Source organism: Rhodococcus sp. TAF43 (assembly GCF_052113525.1).
GTDB lineage: Bacteria > Actinomycetota > Actinomycetes > Mycobacteriales > Mycobacteriaceae > Prescottella.
The window spans coordinates 74,503-94,553 of sequence record NZ_JBFRDL010000045.1 but is presented as its reverse complement, the minus strand read 5'-3'; the positions used below and the strand labels follow the sequence as shown (position 1 = coordinate 94,553).

23 protein-coding genes and 1 pseudogene are annotated in these 20,051 nt (G+C 66.6%); 15 read left to right on the top strand and 9 right to left on the bottom strand.

The annotated features are described in order from the left end of the window. The first annotated feature begins 55 nt into the window (after positions 1–55). From AB4Z09_RS22650 to AB4Z09_RS22620, 7 genes are all read left to right on the top strand, one after another. Complete coding sequence (locus tag AB4Z09_RS22650; RefSeq protein WP_442240711.1) at positions 56–358, top strand: hypothetical protein; 303 nt, start codon at positions 56–58, stop codon at positions 356–358. A 169-nt stretch (positions 359–527) separates the two neighbouring features. After that, the gene (locus tag AB4Z09_RS22645; RefSeq protein WP_254622943.1) at positions 528–950 is read left to right on the top strand and encodes a helix-turn-helix domain-containing protein; all 423 of its coding nucleotides are present in this window, start codon (positions 528–530) and stop codon (positions 948–950) included. Positions 951–961: 11 nt separating this feature from the next. Then, positions 962–1,396: an HIT family protein gene (locus AB4Z09_RS22640; protein ID WP_114720979.1), complete on the top strand. Its 435-nt coding sequence runs from the start codon at positions 962–964 to the stop codon at positions 1,394–1,396. Then, complete coding sequence (locus AB4Z09_RS22635) at positions 1,384–2,397, top strand: 1-aminocyclopropane-1-carboxylate deaminase/D-cysteine desulfhydrase (RefSeq protein ID WP_114720628.1); 1,014 nt, start codon at positions 1,384–1,386, stop codon at positions 2,395–2,397. The genes AB4Z09_RS22640 and AB4Z09_RS22635 overlap by 13 nt, the downstream gene beginning before the upstream one ends. A gap of 16 nt (positions 2,398–2,413) precedes the next feature. Beyond that, positions 2,414–2,776, top strand: coding sequence for a DMT family transporter (locus AB4Z09_RS22630; RefSeq protein ID WP_442240710.1), 363 nt, complete (start codon positions 2,414–2,416; stop codon positions 2,774–2,776). Continuing rightward, positions 2,773–3,099: a DMT family transporter gene (locus AB4Z09_RS22625; RefSeq protein WP_114720633.1), complete on the top strand. Its 327-nt coding sequence runs from the start codon at positions 2,773–2,775 to the stop codon at positions 3,097–3,099. Before AB4Z09_RS22630 ends, AB4Z09_RS22625 begins: the two co-directional genes overlap by 4 nt. A 147-nt stretch (positions 3,100–3,246) precedes the next feature. Then, positions 3,247–4,038 carry a 3-oxo-5-alpha-steroid 4-dehydrogenase gene (locus tag AB4Z09_RS22620; RefSeq protein WP_442240709.1) on the top strand — a complete coding sequence of 264 codons (792 nt, stop codon included), beginning with the start codon at positions 3,247–3,249 and terminating at the stop codon, positions 4,036–4,038. A 23-nt stretch (positions 4,039–4,061) separates the two neighbouring features. Here AB4Z09_RS22620 and AB4Z09_RS22615 read toward each other — a convergent pair. The 5 genes and pseudogenes from AB4Z09_RS22615 to AB4Z09_RS22595 form a co-directional block, all read right to left on the bottom strand. Then, positions 4,062–4,884 (bottom strand): annotated as a pseudogene (locus AB4Z09_RS22615) (AMP-binding protein); the annotation flags it as partial. Positions 4,885–4,919: 35 nt separating this feature from the next. After that, positions 4,920–6,338: an aldehyde dehydrogenase family protein gene (locus tag AB4Z09_RS22610; RefSeq protein WP_442240708.1), complete on the bottom strand. Its 1,419-nt coding sequence runs from the start codon at positions 6,336–6,338 to the stop codon at positions 4,920–4,922. A 147-nt stretch (positions 6,339–6,485) separates the two neighbouring features. Then, a complete protein-coding gene (locus AB4Z09_RS22605) occupies positions 6,486–6,779 on the bottom strand; it encodes a SelT/SelW/SelH family protein (protein WP_174908291.1) in 294 nt (97 codons plus the stop codon). After that, positions 6,776–7,408: a TetR/AcrR family transcriptional regulator gene (locus tag AB4Z09_RS22600; protein ID WP_442240707.1), complete on the bottom strand. Its 633-nt coding sequence runs from the start codon at positions 7,406–7,408 to the stop codon at positions 6,776–6,778. Before AB4Z09_RS22600 ends, AB4Z09_RS22605 begins: the two co-directional genes overlap by 4 nt. Then, the gene (locus AB4Z09_RS22595) at positions 7,405–8,037 is read right to left on the bottom strand and encodes a TetR/AcrR family transcriptional regulator (protein ID WP_174908294.1); all 633 of its coding nucleotides are present in this window, start codon (positions 8,035–8,037) and stop codon (positions 7,405–7,407) included. The genes AB4Z09_RS22600 and AB4Z09_RS22595 overlap by 4 nt, the downstream gene beginning before the upstream one ends. A 295-nt stretch (positions 8,038–8,332) precedes the next feature. On the opposite strand from AB4Z09_RS22595, the gene AB4Z09_RS22590 reads away from it, so the two are divergent. From AB4Z09_RS22590 to AB4Z09_RS22555, 8 genes are all read left to right on the top strand, one after another. Continuing rightward, entirely contained in the window at positions 8,333–9,217 is an 885-nt protein-coding gene (locus AB4Z09_RS22590) for an SDR family NAD(P)-dependent oxidoreductase (protein WP_442240706.1), read from the top strand. Between the two features lie 9 nt (positions 9,218–9,226). Beyond that, complete coding sequence (locus AB4Z09_RS22585) at positions 9,227–10,060, top strand: mycofactocin-coupled SDR family oxidoreductase (RefSeq protein ID WP_442240705.1); 834 nt, start codon at positions 9,227–9,229, stop codon at positions 10,058–10,060. A 55-nt stretch (positions 10,061–10,115) separates the two neighbouring features. After that, positions 10,116–11,378, top strand: a complete 1,263-nt coding sequence (locus AB4Z09_RS22580) for an aminotransferase-like domain-containing protein (protein ID WP_442240704.1) — start codon at positions 10,116–10,118, stop codon at positions 11,376–11,378. Positions 11,379–11,447: 69 nt separating this feature from the next. After that, complete coding sequence (locus tag AB4Z09_RS22575) at positions 11,448–12,611, top strand: sugar ABC transporter substrate-binding protein (protein ID WP_442240703.1); 1,164 nt, start codon at positions 11,448–11,450, stop codon at positions 12,609–12,611. Positions 12,612–12,645: 34 nt separating this feature from the next. Continuing rightward, positions 12,646–14,157, top strand: a complete 1,512-nt coding sequence (locus AB4Z09_RS22570; RefSeq protein WP_442240702.1) for a sugar ABC transporter ATP-binding protein — start codon at positions 12,646–12,648, stop codon at positions 14,155–14,157. A gap of 46 nt (positions 14,158–14,203) precedes the next feature. Continuing rightward, on the top strand, positions 14,204–15,151 hold the full coding sequence (locus tag AB4Z09_RS22565; protein WP_442240701.1) for an ABC transporter permease: 948 nt from the start codon (positions 14,204–14,206) through the stop codon (positions 15,149–15,151). Between the two features lie 33 nt (positions 15,152–15,184). Continuing rightward, on the top strand, positions 15,185–16,018 hold the full coding sequence (locus tag AB4Z09_RS22560; protein WP_442240700.1) for a mycofactocin-coupled SDR family oxidoreductase: 834 nt from the start codon (positions 15,185–15,187) through the stop codon (positions 16,016–16,018). Next, a complete protein-coding gene (locus tag AB4Z09_RS22555; RefSeq protein ID WP_114720668.1) occupies positions 16,018–16,428 on the top strand; it encodes a RidA family protein in 411 nt (136 codons plus the stop codon). Before AB4Z09_RS22560 ends, AB4Z09_RS22555 begins: the two co-directional genes overlap by 1 nt. A 14-nt stretch (positions 16,429–16,442) precedes the next feature. Here AB4Z09_RS22555 and AB4Z09_RS22550 read toward each other — a convergent pair whose 3' ends face one another. The 4 genes from AB4Z09_RS22550 to AB4Z09_RS22535 are packed head-to-tail and all read right to left on the bottom strand — an operon-like array spanning position 16,443 to position 20,012. Next, positions 16,443–17,207 (bottom strand): (2Fe-2S) ferredoxin domain-containing protein, encoded by a 765-nt coding sequence (locus tag AB4Z09_RS22550; RefSeq protein ID WP_442240699.1) that lies wholly within the window; start codon positions 17,205–17,207, stop codon positions 16,443–16,445. Continuing rightward, a complete protein-coding gene (locus AB4Z09_RS22545) occupies positions 17,204–18,016 on the bottom strand; it encodes an ABC transporter ATP-binding protein (RefSeq protein ID WP_442240698.1) in 813 nt (270 codons plus the stop codon). Before AB4Z09_RS22545 ends, AB4Z09_RS22550 begins: the two co-directional genes overlap by 4 nt. Further along, positions 18,013–19,071 (bottom strand): FecCD family ABC transporter permease, encoded by a 1,059-nt coding sequence (locus AB4Z09_RS22540; protein WP_114720676.1) that lies wholly within the window; start codon positions 19,069–19,071, stop codon positions 18,013–18,015. Before AB4Z09_RS22540 ends, AB4Z09_RS22545 begins: the two co-directional genes overlap by 4 nt. Beyond that, positions 19,068–20,012: an ABC transporter substrate-binding protein gene (locus tag AB4Z09_RS22535; protein WP_114720982.1), complete on the bottom strand. Its 945-nt coding sequence runs from the start codon at positions 20,010–20,012 to the stop codon at positions 19,068–19,070. The genes AB4Z09_RS22540 and AB4Z09_RS22535 overlap by 4 nt, the downstream gene beginning before the upstream one ends. Positions 20,013–20,051 lie beyond the last annotated feature (39 nt).

Below are 20,051 nucleotides of genomic sequence, written 5' to 3'. Positions count from 1 at the left end.
TCTAGATCGGCGTCGACCCGTATCGGGTGACGTCTGTGCAGTCCAGCAGCTGTAGATGACACAGYGCATCCGCCGCGGCGACCTCGTGCTGATGTGGGGCGACGTCACGGAATGGGAAGGGTTCGTGCAGATGCTGGGCGCGCTGATCGTGCCGATGCGCAACGCGATCGCCCTGTTGGTGCCGGTGTACCCGCAATCCTGCAAGCAAGAGGTGTCAATGTGGACGCTGCACCGCGCGGTCCTCAACGCGCYGCGCCGACTTCTCGCGCTCGACGACCCGATCCCCGACAACACCGCCGACGCCACCGCGTGCCGGGGCCGCCTCACGTACGACGCGCTACTCCGAATGCGGCGTTGAACTGCACATATGCGGTGTCTCATGTCGGCACCAGCGGTGCGATGTCCGTGCAGGTGAGCGGGCCGCCGGTGCGGTGCTCGTTGTAAGCATCGTGGCCAGGCGGACTCGCTATGAGAGCGAATCGAGATCCATGATCGGAGGGGGACCGGTGGCGGAGCGGTACGACTAGCTGACGGGTGGGAACCGTCGGGCGCTCGCGGTCGAACGGATCACGGACGCCGCGACCGAGTTGTTCGTCGAGCGTGGGTTCGATCAGGTTGGGGTCCACGACATCGCCGAACGGGCCGGCTGTTCGCGCGCAGCGCTCTATCGCTACGTCGGTGGCAAGCCCGCACTGGTCGCGGCGGTTCGAGCGGATGCGACGTTGTCCTACTGGTTCGCCCACACCCGCACCGGTGACGCCGACGACTACCTGGCGTCCTCGCCGGATCTGAGCCGGGTGGCCACCGCCCTCACCGGTATCGCGCCCGACGAGGCGGGCGGGCAGTGGGTCGTCCGCGTGGTGCTCACCCTGCTCGCGTGGCCCGCCGCCGACACGCGCATGGAGCGACAGATGGTACAACGCTTCGTTGCTCCGGCATTCGACACATAACATCAACCAGTATGAGCCACTGCGTCTTCTGCGCCATCGTCGCCGGCGAGGCCGAATCGAGCCTCGTGTACGAGGACGCGCGCACGATCGCGTTCATGGACATTCGTCCGTTCACGCCCGGCCACCTGCTCGTGGTGCCGAAGAAGCACGCAGCGGATCTCGCTGAGTTGGATCCCGATGACGGAGGACGATTGTTCCAGGTGGGGCAGCAGATCGCGGCAGCGTTGCGAGACAGTTCGGTGGCCGCGGAGGGGGTGAACTTCTTCCTCGCCGACGGCGTGGTGGCCGGCCAGGAGGTGTTCCACGTGCACCTGCATGTCGTTCCGCGGACGGTGGGGGACGGGTTCGGGCTGCGGGGCCGGCCCACGGTTCCACCGAGGCCCGACCTCGATTACCTCGCCGGATCGATCCGCGGTCGGGCTGGGTTCGCGGGATGCCTGACGTGACCACGGCACCGCTTCTGCATCAGCGCTTTCCCGAACTCGCAGAGTCGCTGCCCCATGTTCCCCTCGGTGTACCGCCCACCCCGGTCCGCAGGCTCGACGGGCTGGGCACGCGAAACCGGATCTGGGTCAAGGACGACAGCACGTTCGGCTCCGGTGGCTGGGGCGGCAACAAGGTCCGCAAACTGGAGTGGATCATCCCCGACGTTCTGGCGCGGAAGTCGCGGCGGATCATCACGGTGGGCGGGCTGGGGACCAACTGGGGTCTGGCGACCGCGTTGTACGCCAGAGAGTTCGGCATCGAAACGGCGATCGCGCTGATCGATCAGCCCGTCGACGACCATGTGCGGGCGCAACTGGCCCGGCTGCAGCGCTCGGGCGCGACCCTGCACTTCACCCGGAACAAGGTGCGGACGTTCGCGTCCGCACCGTGGTTGATGCTGCGGCACATTCGCGGCGGACGGCTGCCGTACTACCTGCCGCCGGGCGGTTCGTCCCCGATCGGTGCGCTCGGATACGTCGAGGCCGCACTGGAGTTGGCTGCGCAGGTCGAGGCCGGGGACATTCCGGAACCGGCCCACATCGTGGCGCCGGTCGGATCGGGTGGCACCGTGGCGGGTCTGCTGCTGGGTCTGCAATTGGCGGGCCTGCGCACGGGTGTCGTCGGGGTCGTCGTCAACGACACCCTGCCGCTGGGCGCCGCCGAGATCCGGGACCTCGCGGGTCGGGCCGAGTCCCTGCTGCGTCGTCGCGGCGCGCAGCTGGGCGAGATCGACCTCCGCTCGGCCGGTCTGACCGTGACGCGGGAATATCTGGGTCCCGGTTACGGATACGCCACCGCGGAGGGTCGCGCCGCGCAGCGCGTCGGTACCGAGTACCGCGTCCCGCTCGATCCCGTGTACACGGCAAAGGCATTCGCCGGGTTGCTCGAGATCGACGCGAAGACGCGGGTCGACGACGGTCCCATCGTCATGCTCGACACCTTCGGGCCGCGGCCGGACTGACCGATACCGTGGCGCCATGAAATGGTGGCTCCTGTCCGGTGCGATCGTGTGCGAGGTCGCGGCGACGTTGTCGTTGCGCGCCGCGACCGAACACCCCGCGTGGTACGTCCTGGTGGTGACCGGGTACCTCGCGTCCTTCGCGTTCCTCGCGGTTGTGCTGCGTCACATGGCGGTCGGTGTCGCATACGGGATCTGGGGTGCGTGCGGGATCACCCTGACGGCGGTACTGGCCACCGTGCTCTTCGGCGATGCACTGACCGCGCTCATGGGCGTGGGCATCGCCCTGGTCACCGTCGGCGTGCTGACCGTCGAACTCGGTTCGCAGGCCGCCGAGAAGGACAGGGTCGGCGACGGCCGGGAGTTGGAGGCGACGCCGTGACCTGGGTGTTGCTCGTCGGGGCGATCATCGCCGAAGTGACCGGTACCTTGTGCCTCAAGGCATCCGACGGCCTCGCCCGGCGGTGGTGGTTGATCCCCACCGGGGTCGGCTATCTGGTGGCGTTCGGCCTCCTCGCCGTCGTCCTCGACCGTGGCATGGCCGTCGGTGTCGCGTACGGCGTCTGGGCGGCCTGCGGTGTGGCGCTCACGGCGCTCCTAGGTCGCGCGATCTTCAAGGACCCGTTGACGCCGCGGATGGGGTTCGGGATCGCGCTCATCGTCGCGGGGGTGCTCGTCATCGAACTCGGTGCCTCAGCGAGCTGATCTGTACCGATTCCACCTGGACCCATGTCCAGAAAGGTGTCGTGGAACGCTCCGGTGTGTGGTAGAACACGTTCCAGTTCGTTGTTCGTCCGTGGTGGGTGCGTCGTGTGCTCGTGCTGTACCGGCCACGTCCACCGAAGGATCTCGATGCACTGGTACACCGGCAACACCGTCTACGACACCGTCCTCACATGTGCGTTCGCGTTCGCCGCGTTCGTCATCGTCGGCGGGTTCTTCGCGCAGAGTTCGTACGGCAGGTTCTCCTCGACCAACCTCGGTTTCAACCTCAACCCGAAGCTCGGGTGGTGGCTGATGGAGATCCCCGCCACCGTCGTCTTCGCGATCTTCTACCTCACCGGACCCAACAGGTTCGAGCCCACGTCGATGGTGCTCGCCGCGGTCTGGCTGCTGCACTACGCGAATCGCGGCTGGTTCTTCCCGCTGTCGATCCGGCAGGTGCCGGGCAAGCGCAGCACCTTCAACATCTCGGTCATCGCGATGGGCGTCATCGTGACCTCGATGCACGGCTACCTCAACGGCGCGTTCTTCAGCCACGACTACACGCATCAGTACGACACAGCGTGGCTCACCGATCCCCGGTTCCTGATCGGCCTGGTCGTCTACCTGTGCGGGTTCGCTTTGCTGGTGAACTCCGAATCCATCGTCCGCAACCTCCGGGACAAGAAGAACCCCGGCGCGACGGAGTATCGCATCCCGGAGGGCGGAGGCTTCCGATTCGTCTCCAGCCCCGCGTATCTCGGCGAACTGATCGCATGGGCCGGCTTCGCCCTGCTGACGTGGTCGCTCGCGGGCGTCGTCATCTTCCTCATCACCGCCGGCAACCTCATCCCGCGCGCCCTCGCGACGCACAAGTGGTATCGGGACAAGTTCGTCGAGTACCCGACCGACCGCAAGGCGTTGATCCCGGGCCTCGTCTGATCGATTCGTCAGGCGTCCGGGGCGTTCATCGTGGCGGCGGCACAGGTTTCGGACAGGCCCCAAGCCTCGCAGCACGGGATACCGAGGCCCAGGACGAACTCGACGGTGTCGGGTGAGATCGGGGCGGCCGCGGTCACCGCGATCTGGACACGGTCGAGACCCAGTTTCTTCCTGATCGTGGTGAGGACCAGCCGGTCCGCTAGAGCGTGCTGGACCAGTAGTTTCCGTGGGAGTGGTGCGCCGTCGGATTCGAGGCGCGCCTTCCTCCGTCCGACGCCGATCGCCCTTCGGTGACCCCGTGGTGCCGGAGGTGTCGATGACGGTCAGAACGTCGTTGGGTCCGACGGCTTTCCATGCTCCTTCGAAGTCGAAGTCCGGGTCGCCGTTCGCCTCGAGGTCCTCCAGGCTCGTGGTGCCTTGCGGGTGCGCCGTCCACGCAGACGGTCGTTTCGACCGCGGTGCCCTGCAACGCCTCCCGCACGACGGGCAGGAACTACTCCTCGCAGACCACGACCCGGTTCCCGGCGTTGGTCAGCACGTATTCGAGCTGCTCGGGGGCGAGCGTGTTGTAGACAGAGAAGGGGGTTGCGCCCGCGTGGAGCGCTCCGATGTCGACGAGGTGGATTCGGGTCGGTTGGTCAGCATGATGCCGACGGTCTCCCCTCGGCGGACACCGAGTTTCGCCAGACCGGCGGCGATCCGGCGGACCCGCTCGCCGTACCGGCGCCAGGTGATGACGACACCGTCGTCGGGGGTGTGGAGCGCCACGACGTCCGGGTGGGTCGCGACGGTGGACTGGAATGCCTCACACAGTGTCCGGGGTTTCGCGCCGGTGACCGGGGGCATCGTGATCCTCCTCGATGTGGTCGACCCCAGCTTTCTCAGGGCCGGTACAGCCTGCGAATCAGCTTGGCCGCGCGGTCGGTGTAGGGCGGGTAGGCGATCCGGAGATCAGGCTTGAACAGCTTGACCAGCACGGCCTTTCGATGGCTGAGTTCATCGAACCCCCACTTGCCGTGGTACCGCCCCATCCCGCTGGATCCCACGCCTCCGAACGGAAGCTGGGGTGCCACGCGCTGGTAGGTGAGGTGATTGACCACCGCTCCGCCGGAGCTGACTTCGGACAGCACCCTGCGGCCGGTCCGGGTGGACTTCGTGAAGACGTAGGCGGCCAGGGGTTTCGGTCGCGCGTTGACGAAGGCGATCGCCTCGTCCAGCGAGTCGACGGCGAGCACCGGCAGGATCGGCCCGAAGATCTCCTCCCGCATGACCGGCTCGTCGGGGCTCGGGTCCATCAGCACGGTGGGCTCGATCGTCAGCGCGGCTCGATCGGATCCGCCGCCGTGCGCAACCGTGGCCTCGGTGTCTGCGAGGTACCCGGCCAGCCGGTCGAACTGATGCTCGTTCACGATCCGCACGCCTCGCCCAGGTGGTCCCGCCCGGAACTCCTCGAGGCTACGCACTATGTGATGCACCAGCTCGTCCCGCGCGGCGCGCTCGACCAGCACGTAGTCTGCCGCGATGCAGGACTGGCCGGAGTTGAACACCTTCGTCCAGGCGATGCGACGGGCGGTGACGGCGAGGTTCGCGTCCCGCATCACGATCGCGGGGCTCTTGCCGCCCAGCTCGAGGGTTACCGGCGTCAGGTGCGGCGCGGCCCCCGCCATGATCTTCCGGCCGATCTCGGTCCCGCCGGTGAAGACCACGTGATCGAGGCCCTGAGCGAGCAGGTTCTGGGTGGTGCGCCCGTCGCCCTCGACCACGGCGACGGCATCCGGGTCGAGGTACTCGGGCAGCAGCCGGGCCAGCAGGCGCGACGACGCGGGTACCAGCTCCGAAGGCTTGATCACGGCACAATTGCCTGCCGACACGGCGGCGATCAGCGGTCCCAGCGTGACCGTCAGCGGGACGTTCCACGCCCCTATGATCAGCACCACCCCGAGCGGCTCGTACTGCACCCACCCCAGTGCGGGCATCTGGTGCAGCGGCAGTCGCCGCGGCCTGCTGAGCATCCACCGGCGTACCCGTCTGCGTGCGTACGCAGCCTCGAGCCTGACGTCGAGGACGTCGATCATCCAGGACTCGAAGGTGTCGCGGCCCAGATCCTCGGCGAGGGCGCGGGTGATCTCGTCCTCGCGCTCGTACAGCATTCGTTCGATGCCGCGGAGCTGTTCGATCCGCCACTGCGCGGTTCTGGTGCGTCCGCTCGCGTGCACCTTGCGAAGCCTGGCGACGACTCCCGCGATCACATTCGTGGTGTCCGAATCGGTTGCGCCGGTTTCTGCCTGATCTGTGGTCATGACGGCCTCAGCTCCATTGTGCGGTGGCACAGCTGTATCAGTGCGGCCGACGCGCGACGGGATCGGCCGTTTCATGGGGTGCGGTATCGCCCCATATGTCTCTGATCAACAGTGGTCGCTGATCGAGTGACCGTCAAGACCTCGAGCTCAGTTGTTGTGCTTGCGATCTGCGTGCCCGAGGTCCCGGTCCGGCACGACCGCGTCACGCACCAGCTTCTTGAGTGTCACGATGTCGGGAAAACCGCTGTCGCGCTTACGATCCCACACCAGTGTGTCGCCCGCGGTGACCTGGAAGATCCCGCCGGTACCGGGAATCATTGCCACCTCGCCGAGTTCGGTGCCGAACGTGTTCAGCAATTCCTGTGCCATCCATCCGGCTCGGAGCAGCCAGTTGCATTGCGTGCAGTACGTGATCGTGACGCGGGGCGAGGCGGAGGTCATGGCTCCAGGGTGGCAGACGGACCGCCGGCTACGACCCCCAGCGCGTTCAACCACAGAGTCGTCAGGTGCTCGGACGCCTCCTCCAACGCCGGGGGCTCGCCGAAGACGAACCAGATGTACGCGCATCGTTCCGTCATGGCGCCGAGCATCGCGGCAGCGGCATCGACGTCGAGATTCGCGTCGATCAGGCCCTCGTCCTGCCAGCGGGTGAACGCGCGGCGGGTTCGCCCTTGGTAGTAGCGGCGCCGGTCGGTGAGCGCCCGGCGTGCCTCTGCGCTGGAGAGGGCGGCTTCGCCGAGTACCTTCCAGAAGTCGGAATTGCGTTGGAAGGCTTCAAGGTACAGCAGGTTCGTCTCGGCTATTCGGGCACGCGGTTGATCCGGTCCGGCGACTGGGGACGAGAGTTCGCCGTAGACCTCGTCCTCGACGTCGATGATCAGATTCGTGAACAGCTCGTTCTTGTCCTCGAAGTACCGATAGAACGTACCGACGGAGACGCCTGCTTCTGCGGTGATGTCCGCAACGCGTGCCTGATGGAAGCCCCTTTCGGAGAAGACACGCCGGGCTGCACGCAGGAGCGATCCGCGGGTGCGTAGCCCCTGGCGGGTCATGGACGTCTTGTCGCTCATTTCGTCAATCCCTCGGTGGCAGCGACAACGACAACGCGGCACCAGAGGTCGGTCAACTGGTCCGCGGCGGCATCGATCGCTGGAGGGCGGTCATCGAGCACGAACCACTGGAAGGCGCATTGTTCGGTAGTTGCGACGAGAGCGAGTGCGGTGAGGTCGACGGGGACGCCGGGCGTGACCAATCCGGCCTCGACCCAGGCGGCGATCGTGTCGCGCACGTGGGCGACATAGACCTCTCGTCGTGCGGCCAGCATGCGGCTGATGTCGCGATTTCCGAGTGCCGCCTGCTCGACTCGTCGCCAGAAGTCGGCGTGGCGTGCGAACTCCTCGAGATAGTGGTGGGCATTCGTGCGAATCCACTGGTGGACGCCGTGTTCCGGTGACCAGGATGCCGGCATGATCGCGGCGTCCAGTTCGTCGAGCATGGCTTCGAAGACGAGTTCCTTCGAACTGAAGTACGTGTAGAAGCTGCCCGACGCGACTCCGGCTGCCGTCGTGATGTCGGTGATGCGTGTGTCGAAGAAGCCGCGATCGACGAAGACGTCTCGGGCGGCCGTCACGAGGAGAGTTCTGGTGGGCGTCGATCCGGTGGTGGATTCGGCCGCACGGGAGTTGCGCTTGTTGTCCATACCCCGCCCTGGTTTGCGCCCCGATCAGGGGCGTTGTCTGTTGCCGGTGCCCGATCCTACTCGGCGGTTCGCTGCCGACCGCCCGGCCCGATGGGTGCTGAGGTGAGGAATTGTTCAACGTGGCTGGAGGCTCCTCTGTGCAGAGTGACGCGGATGGTTCGTGTCCTTGAACGCTGATGTTTAACACAGTGATTCGGCTGCACGTGCAAGATCGCATCGAATTCGTCCAGTCGTTGACAACCGTCGACTCCGGGTGGATAGTCGCCTCACCTGAATGGTTCTTCAATAGGCTCGAATGACCCTGGATGTGAGGGCGGTTCAATTGAGAGATCTAGAGGGATCCGTCGCTGTTGTCACAGGCGGCGCCCGCGGTATAGGTGCAGCGATCGCCAAGCGGCTGGCGGCGGCCGGTGTGGATGTCGCGATCTGGGACGCGCCTGAATGGAACGATCCGCCGCTCGGATACGCCCTCGGCGATGAGGCTGACCTGCGGGATATCGAAACGGAAGTCCGTGCGCACGGGCGCCGTGCGCATGCGATCGCCATCGACGTGCGTGACCCGGCCGCCGTCGAGTCCGCGGTGGCCGAGACCGTGTCCGCGCTCGGCGGGCTCGACATACTCGTATGTGCGGCGGGCGTGCGGAGTGCTGTACCCGTTGCCGAGATGACCGACGTGCAGTGGGAGTCGGTGGTCGATACCAATCTGCACGGTGCGTATCACTGCATTCGGTCGTCGCTCGCGCACCTCGAGTCGTCCGGTTCGGGCCGCGTGGTGATCGTGGCCGCGGAGGAAGGCAGACGCGGTGCTGCCGGACTCTCCCACTACGCCGCAGCAGCGTGGGGGTTGATCGGGCTGGCCAAGTCGTTGGCGCTCGAGTCCGCGGAGTTCGGGCTCGCGGTCAACGTCCTCGCTCCCGGTCCCGTCGATACGACGATGTCGCGGACCTCCGACTTCTGGGCCCTCGCGCAGGCCGGGCGTGCTGGAAACGACCCGGTGGGAGAGGTGAACGAGGAGTCCGCCCGTAGCGCCCTCGAGCTGATTCACCCCAGCAGATCCGCGTACGTGTCGATCGAATCCATCTGTGATGCGGCGATGTTTGTGATCGGGGCAACGGGGCTGGATATGACGGGATCGGTGCTCGATGTCTCGGCCGGATTGGCCGCAACCAATACGGCGTGAGGAGAGGTGATGAGGAGCTTCGAAGGACGAGTCGTCGTCGTGACCGGTGCCGGCAAGGGCCAGGGACGTTCCCATGCGCTGTCGTTCGCGCAGCAGGGCGCGTCGCTGGTGCTGTGTGATCTGGGACAACAGATCCCGTGCGCGTCGCCGATGTCGACTCCCGAGCAGTTGTCGGAGACGGCCCGGATGGTCGAGTCGGTCGGTGGTCAGTGCATCTCGATGCTGGCGGATACCCGTTCGAGCGCCGACATGGACAAGTTGGTCGGCGCTGCCGTCGAACGGTTCGGCAAGGTCGACGTCTTCGTCGCGAACGCCGGCCTCGCATCGTTCGGCCCGCTTCGCGACATGTCTTATGACGTTTGGCGTGAGGTGGTCGACGTCAACCTCACCGGCGTCGCGACGAGCATTCGAGCGGTTGTGCCGCAGATGATCGAACAGGGGAGCGGGCGGATCATCGCGACGTCGTCGTCGGTCGCGCGAGAGGGCGGGCCCAACAACGCGAACTATGCCGCCTCGAAGTGGGGTGTCATCGGGTTCGTCAAATCACTGGCGATCGAGCTGGCACCGCACAACATCACGGTCAATGCTTTCGCCCCGATGTCGGTGTCGACAGACATGTGTCACAACCAGTTGACCTATCGGCTGTTCCGGCCGGACCTCCGAGAGCCGACGACCGACGATGTGCGTGAGGTGTTCGCAGGACTCAATCCCATGGGTGTTCCGTGGCTCGAGGTGGCCGATGCGAGTGCGGCAGTGCTGTTCCTCGCCTCGGACGATGCCCGGTACGTCACCGGCAACGCCTTCGACGTCGCCGCCGGATGGAACGCATTCCACGTCGCGTAATCACTTCTCGTGCCCCCCCGAATTCAGATCTCAGCAACAACGAAGGAGTTCTTCGATGACGATCGACCCGAAGCATCTTCTGTCGGACCTCGCTCAGGGCGGACCTGCCCTGTTCTTCCCGGACCCGCCGGCTGCAGTCACGTTCAACTTCGACCAGGGCATCGCCGCCGAAGAGACGTTTCCCATCGAGGACTTCAAGGAGCTGATGGGTGATGTACTCGACCGTGACGGCGGGTTGGCGCTGGAGTACATCTCGTTCGATTATGACAAGTCCAACGACCAGATCGTCTATCTGCCCTCCTACATCGAACTGATGCTCGGCCACACCGGTCTTCGGGCGGAGCTGGCAACGTGGCTGGGCCGGACCCAGGGGATCGGCGGTCTCGGCGCGGACAACTTCATCCTGACCTCCGGGTCGGTCCAGGCAATCGCTTTGGCGGTCAATGCATTCGTCAACCCCGGCGACGGCGTTCTCGTCGAAGCGGCAACCTTCCCGTATGCAATGCGGTTCATGCAGATGCGGGGTGCCGACATTCGAACCGTCGACATCGACCAGGACGGCCTTGTCATCGAGTCCCTGGAGGCACGTCTGGAGGAGTTCCGCCGGGACGGCGTGAAACCGAAACTGCTGTATGTGATTCCGACATTTCAGCTTCCGACATGTGTGGTGATGCCGGAGGAACGCCGTCGGCGCCTCCTCGAGATCGCCGAGAAGTGGGAGCTGATCGTTCTCGAGGACTCGATCTACGCCGATCTGCGCTACGGCGGAGATCCGGTGCCCTCGCTCCGAAGCATGGACACCTCCGGTCTGGTCATCCAGTCTCACGGGTTCTCGAAGGTCCTCGCCCCTGCACTGCGTCTCGGGTGGATGTGCGCATCCGAGAAGATGATTCACGCGTTGGCCTCGGTCCGGCAGGACCTGGGCGTCAGCCAGTGGATGTGCCGGATGATGGCCGACTACCTTGCCCAGAACAAGCTCGATCCGCACATCGAGAGGGCAAACGCCGTCTATCGCCGCAAGCGCGACATCGCGGTGCAAGCCGTGCGTGAGCATTGCGGCGGTCTGGTCGACTTCGATGTGCCTTACGGGGGCTTCTATCTGTGGTTGCGGATCGACGACTCGGTGGACTGGGATCGAGCCCAGCACGCCGCTGCGATGAGTGGCGTCTTCTGTCGACCCGGCGAGAAGTTCCTCGGAAGGGAAGCGGGGCAGGGCTATCTGCGGCTGGCGTACAGCCATGCCCCCGACCACGAGATCGAGCGCGGGATCAAGGCGCTCGGTGACGCCATCACCTCCAACGTCCGGGCCACCGCATAGTCCGAAAACTCTGGAGCCTGCCCCGAGTTCTGCGGTGGGCACTCCATCGACCGAGTGAGAGGGATTGACATGACCGTGTCGGTAACACAGCGATCCACGCGCCGTCGCCTGTCGAGGATCATGCTCGGCGTTCTCGGGGCGGTGACGGCGACCGTCATGCTCGTCGGATGCGCCGGCGCCACCGGTGACACCGCAACCGATCCGGGTTCTGATCCGGCTGGTAGCGAGTGGTTGGCCGCCGCTCAGGATGCGGCGCAGGCCGCCACCACTGTTCCCACCGTCATCCGAGCGGCCCAGCTCGGTCCGGTGACCCCACCTGCGACCCGCACCATCTTCTTCGTCGGGTGTGACCAATCGATACCCGGATGCGTTGCACAGGTGGCAGGGGTTCAGGAAGCGGCCGCTGCCCTCGGATTCACCGTGAAGGTGTGCGACGCGAAGGCCGACGTCGCGTCCTTCCAGAACTGTATGAGCCAGGCGGTGAACGCCAAGCCCGACGTGATCGTCAACAATGCCCGGCCCGCGGCGGATGCCGCCGAGGCGTACGCCGGTGCGCACGCCGCCGGGATTCCCGTCATCGGCCAGTTCACCTCGGAGCAGCCCGATCCCGCCAAGGGAAACACCGTCGAGGTTGGCAACGTCTGCCGTCAGGAAGGCGAAATGCTCGGCAACTTCATCGTCGCCGAAAGCGGTGGTAAGGCCGACGTCGCAGTGTTCGCCGACACCGTCTACGGGTGCAACGGGCAGCGCGCAGAGGGAATCGAGGCCGCCCTCGACAAGTGCGACTCGTGCAAGACCACGATCAAGCGATTCTCGGCGGCCACGGCACAAACGGACCTACCTCCCGCACTCCAGGCGGCCATCCAGTCGAATCCGAAGCTGAACTGGATTGTAGGAACACCCGGATTCTCCGGTCTGATGGCATCGGATGCGGTTCGTCAGGCGGGCAAGGCCGACTCCATCTCGGTCGGAACCTTCGACGGTGACGAACCGTCACTGGCGCTGGTGCGCAAGGGTGACATCATCAAGGCCGACGTTGCCTCGGGTGTGTACGAGAACGGGTGGACTGTCGTGGACGCGGCCGTGCGTCTCGCCGCCGGTCAGTCGATCCCGGACGGGATCTCGAATCCGACCCAGCTCCTGATGACCCAGTCGAGCGTTCCCCAGAGCGGAACCTATGAGGGTGCAACGGGTTTCCGAGAGCAGTTCGAGACGCTGTGGGGTGTCGCGTGATCTCGGATGCGCCGGGTAGAGGTGAGGGTGCGTGATGACGGCTCTCGAAATGGCCGCTATCACCAAGACCTATCCGGGACAGCGCGCGCTCGACAATGTGGACTTCGCGGTCGCAGCCGGGGAGATTCATGCCCTGCTCGGCCACAACGGATCGGGAAAGTCGACGCTCATCAAGGTGATGTCGGGATATCACCTACCGGATTCGGGAGCGGGAGGTTACTCGGTAGCCGGGAAGCCGATCAGGTTCGGCGACGTGGCCGGGATACGCAACGCGGGAATGCGGTTCATCCACCAGGACATCGGGATGGTCGAGGGCCTGACCGTCCTCGAGAATCTGAGGCTCGGTGTCGGGAACTACGACGCCCGCCGCCTCGGTCGCATCAAATGGCGCCGTGAACGTGAACTGGCGAGACGCAGCCTCGAAGAACTGGATCTGGGCCACATCGACCTCGACGCCCCGCTCTCGGATCTGACCGCCGTGGAGCGGACCGAGGTCGCGGTCGCCCGAGCCCTCGGGGACCAGAGTTCGGTGACGGTGCTCATCCTCGACGAGGCGACGGCGGCGATGCCCTCCGAGCAGGTCGGCAACTTGTTCCGCCTGGTCCGTCGGCTCGTCGAGCGCGGCGTGGGAGTCGTCTACGTGACCCACCGGCTGGAGGAGGTCCTCGAAATCGCGGACCAGGTGACCGTCCTCCGGGACGGCAAGGTGGCCCTGTGCTCGCGGGTTGCCGACCTGACGGGAGCGGAACTGGCGCGGGTGATCGCGGGCACGGAGTTGACGCCCGTGCGAAGCCCCCGGAACGAGGGCCGGGTGCGGGGCGATACTCGTCTCGAGTTCGTCGACGTGGTTGCAGGCAGGGAATTGAAGGGCGCCAGCTTCTGTGTGCGAGCCGGCGAGGTTGTCGGCATCGCGGGACTCACCGGATCCGGAGTGCACGAGGTAGTGCGACTGCTGCAGGGCGGTGCCCGAGTGGTCTCGGGGGAGGTGAGGGTGGAAGGGCGACCCGTGGGTCGATTCGGAACCCGGCCGATGCGCGAACACGGAGTGGCAGTACTGCCCGGCGAGCGGCGCCTCAAGGCGATCTTCACGATGTCGGTGGCCGAGAACATGACGATATCGAGGCTCCGGCCGCTGTGGCGCAGGGGAATCCTCAGCCGGCGAGCGGAACGGACCGAGGTACTCGCCGGGATCGATCGCTTCGGCATCCGCCCGGGAGACCCGGACCGGCCGATCGAACTGCTCAGCGGCGGCAACGCCCAGAAGGTGTTCGTTCTCCGCTGGCTGCGCATCGATCCGCGTGTACTCGTCCTCGAAGAACCTACGCACGGTGTCGACGTCGGAGGATCAGCGGAAATACTCCGAGTCGTGTCCGAATCGGCAGCGCGGGACGGCATCGCAGTCCTGCTCTGTTCGTCGGATACCGACGACCTCGCAGCAGCGTGTGATCGCGTCCTGGTGTTCCGGGACGGGTCTGTCCAAGCAGAGCTACAGGAGGAGGAGATCACTCGTGAAAGAATCGTTGGACTCTGTTACGCCCCGTCCTGATCTCTCGGCGCGCGACATCGCCGGGACTCGTGCCAGACGCACGTCCGTGAACTCGCTCGCATCGAAATGGGCCGGCCCGGCGCTGCTGCTCGCGATGATCATCGGATTCACGATCGCCCTCCCCGGCGTATTCCTCACCAGCAGCAATCTCGTTGCGGTGGTGAACAACCAGGCGATCGCCGCGATAGTTGCGCTGGGGCTGCTGTTCCCGCTCGCTGCCGGTGTCTTCGACATCTCGATCGGAGGTGTGATCACGCTGTCGGTGATCTCCTCCGCGTCGATGTTCCAGGCGACCTCCGGCAGGATGCCGGTGATCGCGGTCATCGTCGTTACCCTCCTGGCCGGATCGCTGGCGGGATTCGTCAACGGCCTCCTCGTGGTTCGACTCCAGATCGATCCATTCATCGTGACTCTGGGAACCGGCTCGGTCTTCCTCGGGCTGTCCCAGCTCGTCGCGAACGGCAAAGCGGTATCGGAGAACATCCCGACCGCATTCACCGACCTCGGGCGGGGTGAGATCCTCGGGATACCCAACCCCATCGTGTGCGTCATCGTGCTGGCGGCGATCGTGTACTACGTCCTCGAACACACCCCGCTCGGGCGCATGATCTATGCGACCGGCGCCGGTCGTGAGGCCTCGCGGTTGGCGGGGGTGCCGACGGATCACATTCTCTACCTTGCATTCTGGGCTTCGGCATTCTGCGCAGCCCTGGCCGGACTCGTGTACACGGCCCGCATCGGCACGGGGCAGCCGGATGTCGGCGGACAGTATCTGTTGCCGTGTTACGCGGCCGCCTTCCTGGGATCGACCATGATCAAGCCGGGACGATTCAACGTCCCAGGTCTGCTCGTCGGTCTCGCGATCATCGCAATCGGAATCAACGGACTGCAGCTGTGGGGCATCCCCTTCTGGGTCATCTCCACCTTCCAGGGCGGCGCTCTTGTCCTCGCCGTGGTCCTCACCAAGATTCGCAAGACCCCGAAGACGACCTGACCGGAACGACAGAAGGTACGAGAGGAGAACCCGATGGGCAATCTGGATGGCAAGGTCGCTTTCGTCACGGGAGCCGCACGCGGGCAGGGGCGCTCACACGCGCTGGCCCTCGCGCGTGCGGGTGCAGACGTCGTCGTGTCCGACATCTGCCGCGACCTCGATTCGATCCGTTACGCACTCGCCACCGAGGATGATCTCGCCGAGACGGTCCGCCTCGTCGCAGAGGTGGGGCGGAAATGCCAGCCCTTCGCTCTCGATGTGAGGGACGGCGACGCGCTCGACGACGCGGTGTCCGAGACGGTCGACCGTTTCGGCTCACTCGACATCTGTGTCGCGAACGCGGGAATCTGTGGGCATGGAAAGTTCTGGGAGATAACCGATTCCATGTGGGATGAGATGATCGGAGTCGATCTGACCGGAGTGTTCAAGACGCTCCGTGCCGTCACGCCCACGATGGTGGGGCAGGGACGCGGACGGATCGTAGCGACCGCCTCGATGGGCGGTCGCATGGGCAACCCGAATCTGGCCCACTACGTGGTCGCGAAGTGGGGCGTCATCGGCCTGGTCAAGACCCTGGCGCTCGAAGTGGCCGAACACGGGATCACCGTCAACGCGGTGTGCCCGGCAACTGTCGACACGCCGATGGTGCACAACGCATCGATGTACGAGTTGTTCTGTCCAGGGCTCGATTCCCCGGACCGCAGCGACGTCGAGCCCATCTACTCACGGATGAGTCCCATGCGGACACCGTGGGTCGATCCGCAGGACGTCTCGGACGCAGTGCTCTATCTGGTCTCGGACCAGGCGCGCTACGTCACCGGGTCGACGCTCGACGTCTGTACCGGCGCAACGGCCGGGATGCCCTGATGACGCAGATCTCCGAATCGAGCGGGGTGCAACGAGGGTTCAGCCCACCGCATCTGACGTTTGCCGGGATGTCGCAGTCCGTCCGGTGTGGGGGACTCGTCCTCGTCTCCGGTCAGGTCGCACTGGGCGACGACGGAACGGTGGTCTCCGACGATCCGCGCGATCAGGCCGAACAGTGCTTCGCCAACATCGAGTCGGCCCTCAGCCTTGCCGGTGCGCGCGTCTCCGATGTCGTCAAGCTCGTCTGCTACCTCACCGACGCCTCATATTTCGGTGCCTACAGCGACGCCAGGGCGAAGTGCCTCGGTGACAATTCGCCTGCCGGTACGGCCGTCGTGGTGGCGAGTCTGCTGGATCCGGCGATGCTGATGGAGGTGGAGGCGTGGGCTGTTGTACCGCAGCCCGATTGAGTGGTGACGCGGAGCTACTCGGCGGGGTCCAAGGATCGCCGCGCACCGTGCCACTCGGTGACGGGACGTCCCTCGACGAGGTGCTCGTCGACGAATCGCTCGACCCGGTCGGCGTGCAGTGCGGCGTACCAGGTGTTGTCGGGGTACACCACGGCGACCGGGGCCTGCGAGCACGGGAACAGGCAGCCCGTCTGGGTGACGAGGACGTCGTCGTCACCCAGACCGCGGGCCTCGAGCGCGTGGTCGAGCGCCTGCGCGGCCTCCGGACCGCCGCGGGCCGAGCACCGCGGACCCCGGCACACCAGGACGTGCCGTGCGAAGCCGGGCACCTCGTCCCAGGCAGGGGAGGTCAGGGGAGCGGTGGTGGTGCGCGCCGGGGTGGTGGGGCCCGAGATCGCGGCGTCGATCAGGTCGGCGTAGTTCGCGTTGTCGGAGAGCGGATTCGCGACCCGCACGTCGGGAATCCGTTCCTCGGAGTGCTCGCGGGAGTGCTCGCGCAGCCAGTGCCCGATGACGCGGCGGAACCACGCGTCGATCTTGCGGTCCAGCACCGTCTGGGCGCTCACCACGACGACCTCGGTCGCGCCGGACGCGGTCGCCTCGTCGAGCGCCGTGGTGACGGATGTTCCCGAGCCGCCGAGCACCGCCGTCACGAAGACGGTGTCCGGGTGCCGGTCCTGCAGGGTGCGCAGCGCCCCGAGTACCTGGTCGCGGGGATCGGCGCCGCGATCGGTGGGCGCGGTGACGACCACCCACCGGTTCTGCGCAACCGTGTTCATGAGAAAGACCTTTCGGCTGCCGCGTCGACGGTGCCGCACAGCACCACCATCGGACGGCCCGTTCGTGGATGGGGTTGCACCAGGGCGTCGAGGCCGTAGACGTCCGCCAGCAGTTCGGCGGTGAGCACCGACTCCGTCGGGCCCTCGGTGACGACCCGGCCGTCGCGCAGCACCACGAGGTGATCGCAGTACATGGCGGCCAGGTTCAGGTCGTGCATCGCGGCGACTGTGGTGAGCCCGCGGGCCCGGATCAGTTCGAGCAGTTCCAGCGACGCCGAGACGTCGAGGTGGTTGGTGGGCTCGTCGAGTAGCAGCACACAGGGGCGCTGCGCGAACGCGCGGGCCAGCTGGGTCTTCTGCTTCTCGCCGCCGGACAGGCTCTGCCACAACCGGTGTCGCAGGTCGGCGATGCCGGCGGTCGCAAGGCAGTCGGTGACGAGTTCACCCGTGCCGAGTGCGGCGGGGCGGGCCCAGCCACCGCGGTGCGGAATGGCGCCGAGTTCGACGATCTGTTCCACCGTCAGGTCCAGTTCGGTGGCCGAATGCTGTTCCACCAGTGCGACGGTCCGGGCGAACTCGCGCCGGTGCATCGCGGTCGCCGGGACGTCGCCGATCAGCACCCGTCCGCTGTCGGGACGTTCGAGCCGGGCGATGGCCGACAGCAGCGAGGTCTTGCCCGATCCGTTCGGCCCGATCAGCCCGGTGACCCGACCGTCCGGGGCCGTGCACGACACCCGGTCGAGGATCCGCGTGCCTCCGGCCGACCAGGTGACGTCCTCGACCCGGATCTCGGGAGAGTGGTGCGTCATGAGGTGGCTCCCCGTCGTCGGAGCAGCCACACGAACGCCGGCACCCCGACGACCGCGGTGACGATACTGATCGGCAGTTCCCGCCCGGGCATGACTGTGCGGGCGGCGATGTCGGCCCACACGAGCAGCAGGGCGCCCACCAGAGCGACCACCGGGAGCAGGCGCGCGTGCAGCGGCCCGACGAGCATCCGGGCCGCGTGCGGCACCACGAGCCCGACGAAGCCGATGATGCCGGCCTGCGCCACCAGCGCCGCCGTGCACAGTGACGCCACCGCGTACAGCACCCAGCGCGACCGCTCGACGTTGGTGCCGAGGCTCGCGGCGGCACGCTCACCGAACGCGAACGAGTCCAGTACCCGGCTGTACGCCAGGAAGATCGTCATCGTCGCGGCGACGACGACGACGATGCCGACCAGACCCGACCAGCGCACGCCGGCCACCGAGCCCAGGGTCCAGTTCAGCACCCGGTGGGCGGAGTCGCGGTCGCCGAACAACACCAACGCCGACGTCAGTGCCGCGGTCAACTGCCCCACCGCGATACCGGCGAGGACGAGTCGACCGGGCAGCAGCGCCCCGGACCGGGACGTCGCGATGACGAACACCAGCAGCAGGCTCCCTAGGGCACCGAGGAATGCGGCGGACGACACGGCGCCGAATCCCAAGGCGCCCACCGCGCTCGCGCCGGTCGTCAGTGCCAGGACCGCACCCAGTGACGCGCCCCCGGACATGCCGAGCAGGTAGGGGTCGGCCAGCTGATTGCCGGTCAGCGACTGCAGCACGGCGCCGCACAGGGCGAGCCCCGCGCCGATCGCCGCGGCCGCCAGCACCCGCGGCATCCGCAGGTCCACGACGATGTGGGTGGTGAGCAGATCGGTGCCCGGGCCGATGCCGAGGCGTCCGGCGATCGACTCGACGACCGTGCCGATCGACAGGTCGGCCGCACCGATCGCGACCCCGGCCGCGCAGCTCACTGCGAGCAGCGCGACCAGGATCACCGACCAGCCGGTGCTGGTCGTCGCGGCTACCCGGGCCGGCACCCGGGTCGTCGGACTCATGCCCCGTTGTCGCCCAGCTGCTCGGCGACCAGGCTCGCGCCCTCGATGGTGCGCGGTCCCGGCGTGCTCGCCGAGAACGGGACCACGACGAACGCGTCGTCGCGCACGGCCTTCAGATCCTTCAGGGCCGGGTCGCTCCGCATGTAGTTCTTCTTCTCCTCGGCCGTGTCCCACGACGCGTCCGCGAGGACGATGACGTCGGGGTTCGCGGCCAGCACCGTCTCCCAGCTGCCGTCGAGCCACGCGCCGTCGGCATTCGCGAAGATGTTGGTGCCGCCGACCGCATCGATGATCAGCTGCGGTCCGCCGGCGTTGCCGCCGACGTACGGGGTATCGGTGTTGCTGTCGTACCAGAAGATGCTCTTGCCCTTCGCGGGCGCCGCAGCCTCGATGCCGCTGAGGGTCTCGCGCATCTGTGCGACGACGGCGTCGGCCTCGGACTTGCGGCCGAACAGGGTCCCGTAGTCGGTGATCTCGGTGCCGATCGAATCCCAGGACACGGCGGGACGGGTCGACTTGTCCTTGCAGCCGAACGGGGAGACGTAGGTGGCGACACCGAGGGCGTCGAACGACTCGTGCGAGCCGACGGCCTTGTCGTCGAACGCGCTCGAGTACGACGCGAGCACCAGGTCGGGCTTGATCTCGAGCAGGGCCTCGCGGCTCGGGTAGTCCTTCTCGTCGAGCGCCGGGACCTGCGCGTAGGCGGAGGCCCACTGCGGCGCGATGGTGTCGTCGAGGTAGGCCGTGCCGGCCATCCGGTCCTGGGCGCCGATCGACAGCGCCGTCTCGGTGGCGCCCTGGTTGAGGGTGACGCCCCGCTCGGCGGGGCCGTCGAGGGTGACGGTCCGACCGCAGTTCTGCAGGGAGATCGCAGCGGTGTCGGCGTCGGAGTCCGACGATCCGCCGCACGCGGACAGCGTGAGTACGGCAGTGATCGACAGTGCCGCGGAGGAGATGACTCGGTGTGAAACAGGGGTACG

What these genes read in the sequence shown, in the direction of transcription:
- AB4Z09_RS22635 (WP_114720628.1), top strand. Translation starts at nt 1,384, where the DNA reads ATGCCTGACGTGACCACGGCACCGCTTCTGCATCAGCGCTTTCCCGAA.
- AB4Z09_RS22555 (WP_114720668.1), top strand. Translation starts at nt 16,018, where the DNA reads ATGACGCAGATCTCCGAATCGAGCGGGGTGCAACGAGGGTTCAGCCCA.
- AB4Z09_RS22595 (WP_174908294.1), bottom strand. Translation starts at nt 8,037, where the DNA reads ATGGACAACAAGCGCAACTCCCGTGCGGCCGAATCCACCACCGGATCG.
- AB4Z09_RS22600 (WP_442240707.1), bottom strand. Translation starts at nt 7,408, where the DNA reads ATGAGCGACAAGACGTCCATGACCCGCCAGGGGCTACGCACCCGCGGA.
- AB4Z09_RS22640 (WP_114720979.1), top strand. Translation starts at nt 962, where the DNA reads ATGAGCCACTGCGTCTTCTGCGCCATCGTCGCCGGCGAGGCCGAATCG.
- AB4Z09_RS22570 (WP_442240702.1), top strand. Translation starts at nt 12,646, where the DNA reads ATGACGGCTCTCGAAATGGCCGCTATCACCAAGACCTATCCGGGACAG.
- AB4Z09_RS22605 (WP_174908291.1), bottom strand. Translation starts at nt 6,779, where the DNA reads ATGACCTCCGCCTCGCCCCGCGTCACGATCACGTACTGCACGCAATGC.
- AB4Z09_RS22630 (WP_442240710.1), top strand. Translation starts at nt 2,414, where the DNA reads ATGAAATGGTGGCTCCTGTCCGGTGCGATCGTGTGCGAGGTCGCGGCG.
- AB4Z09_RS22545 (WP_442240698.1), bottom strand. Translation starts at nt 18,016, where the DNA reads ATGACGCACCACTCTCCCGAGATCCGGGTCGAGGACGTCACCTGGTCG.
- AB4Z09_RS22620 (WP_442240709.1), top strand. Translation starts at nt 3,247, where the DNA reads ATGCACTGGTACACCGGCAACACCGTCTACGACACCGTCCTCACATGT.
- AB4Z09_RS22610 (WP_442240708.1), bottom strand. Translation starts at nt 6,338, where the DNA reads ATGACCACAGATCAGGCAGAAACCGGCGCAACCGATTCGGACACCACG.
- AB4Z09_RS22575 (WP_442240703.1), top strand. Translation starts at nt 11,448, where the DNA reads ATGACCGTGTCGGTAACACAGCGATCCACGCGCCGTCGCCTGTCGAGG.
- AB4Z09_RS22550 (WP_442240699.1), bottom strand. Translation starts at nt 17,207, where the DNA reads ATGAACACGGTTGCGCAGAACCGGTGGGTGGTCGTCACCGCGCCCACC.
- AB4Z09_RS22590 (WP_442240706.1), top strand. Translation starts at nt 8,333, where the DNA reads ATGACCCTGGATGTGAGGGCGGTTCAATTGAGAGATCTAGAGGGATCC.
- AB4Z09_RS22540 (WP_114720676.1), bottom strand. Translation starts at nt 19,071, where the DNA reads ATGAGTCCGACGACCCGGGTGCCGGCCCGGGTAGCCGCGACGACCAGC.
- AB4Z09_RS22585 (WP_442240705.1), top strand. Translation starts at nt 9,227, where the DNA reads ATGAGGAGCTTCGAAGGACGAGTCGTCGTCGTGACCGGTGCCGGCAAG.
- AB4Z09_RS22580 (WP_442240704.1), top strand. Translation starts at nt 10,116, where the DNA reads ATGACGATCGACCCGAAGCATCTTCTGTCGGACCTCGCTCAGGGCGGA.
- AB4Z09_RS22560 (WP_442240700.1), top strand. Translation starts at nt 15,185, where the DNA reads ATGGGCAATCTGGATGGCAAGGTCGCTTTCGTCACGGGAGCCGCACGC.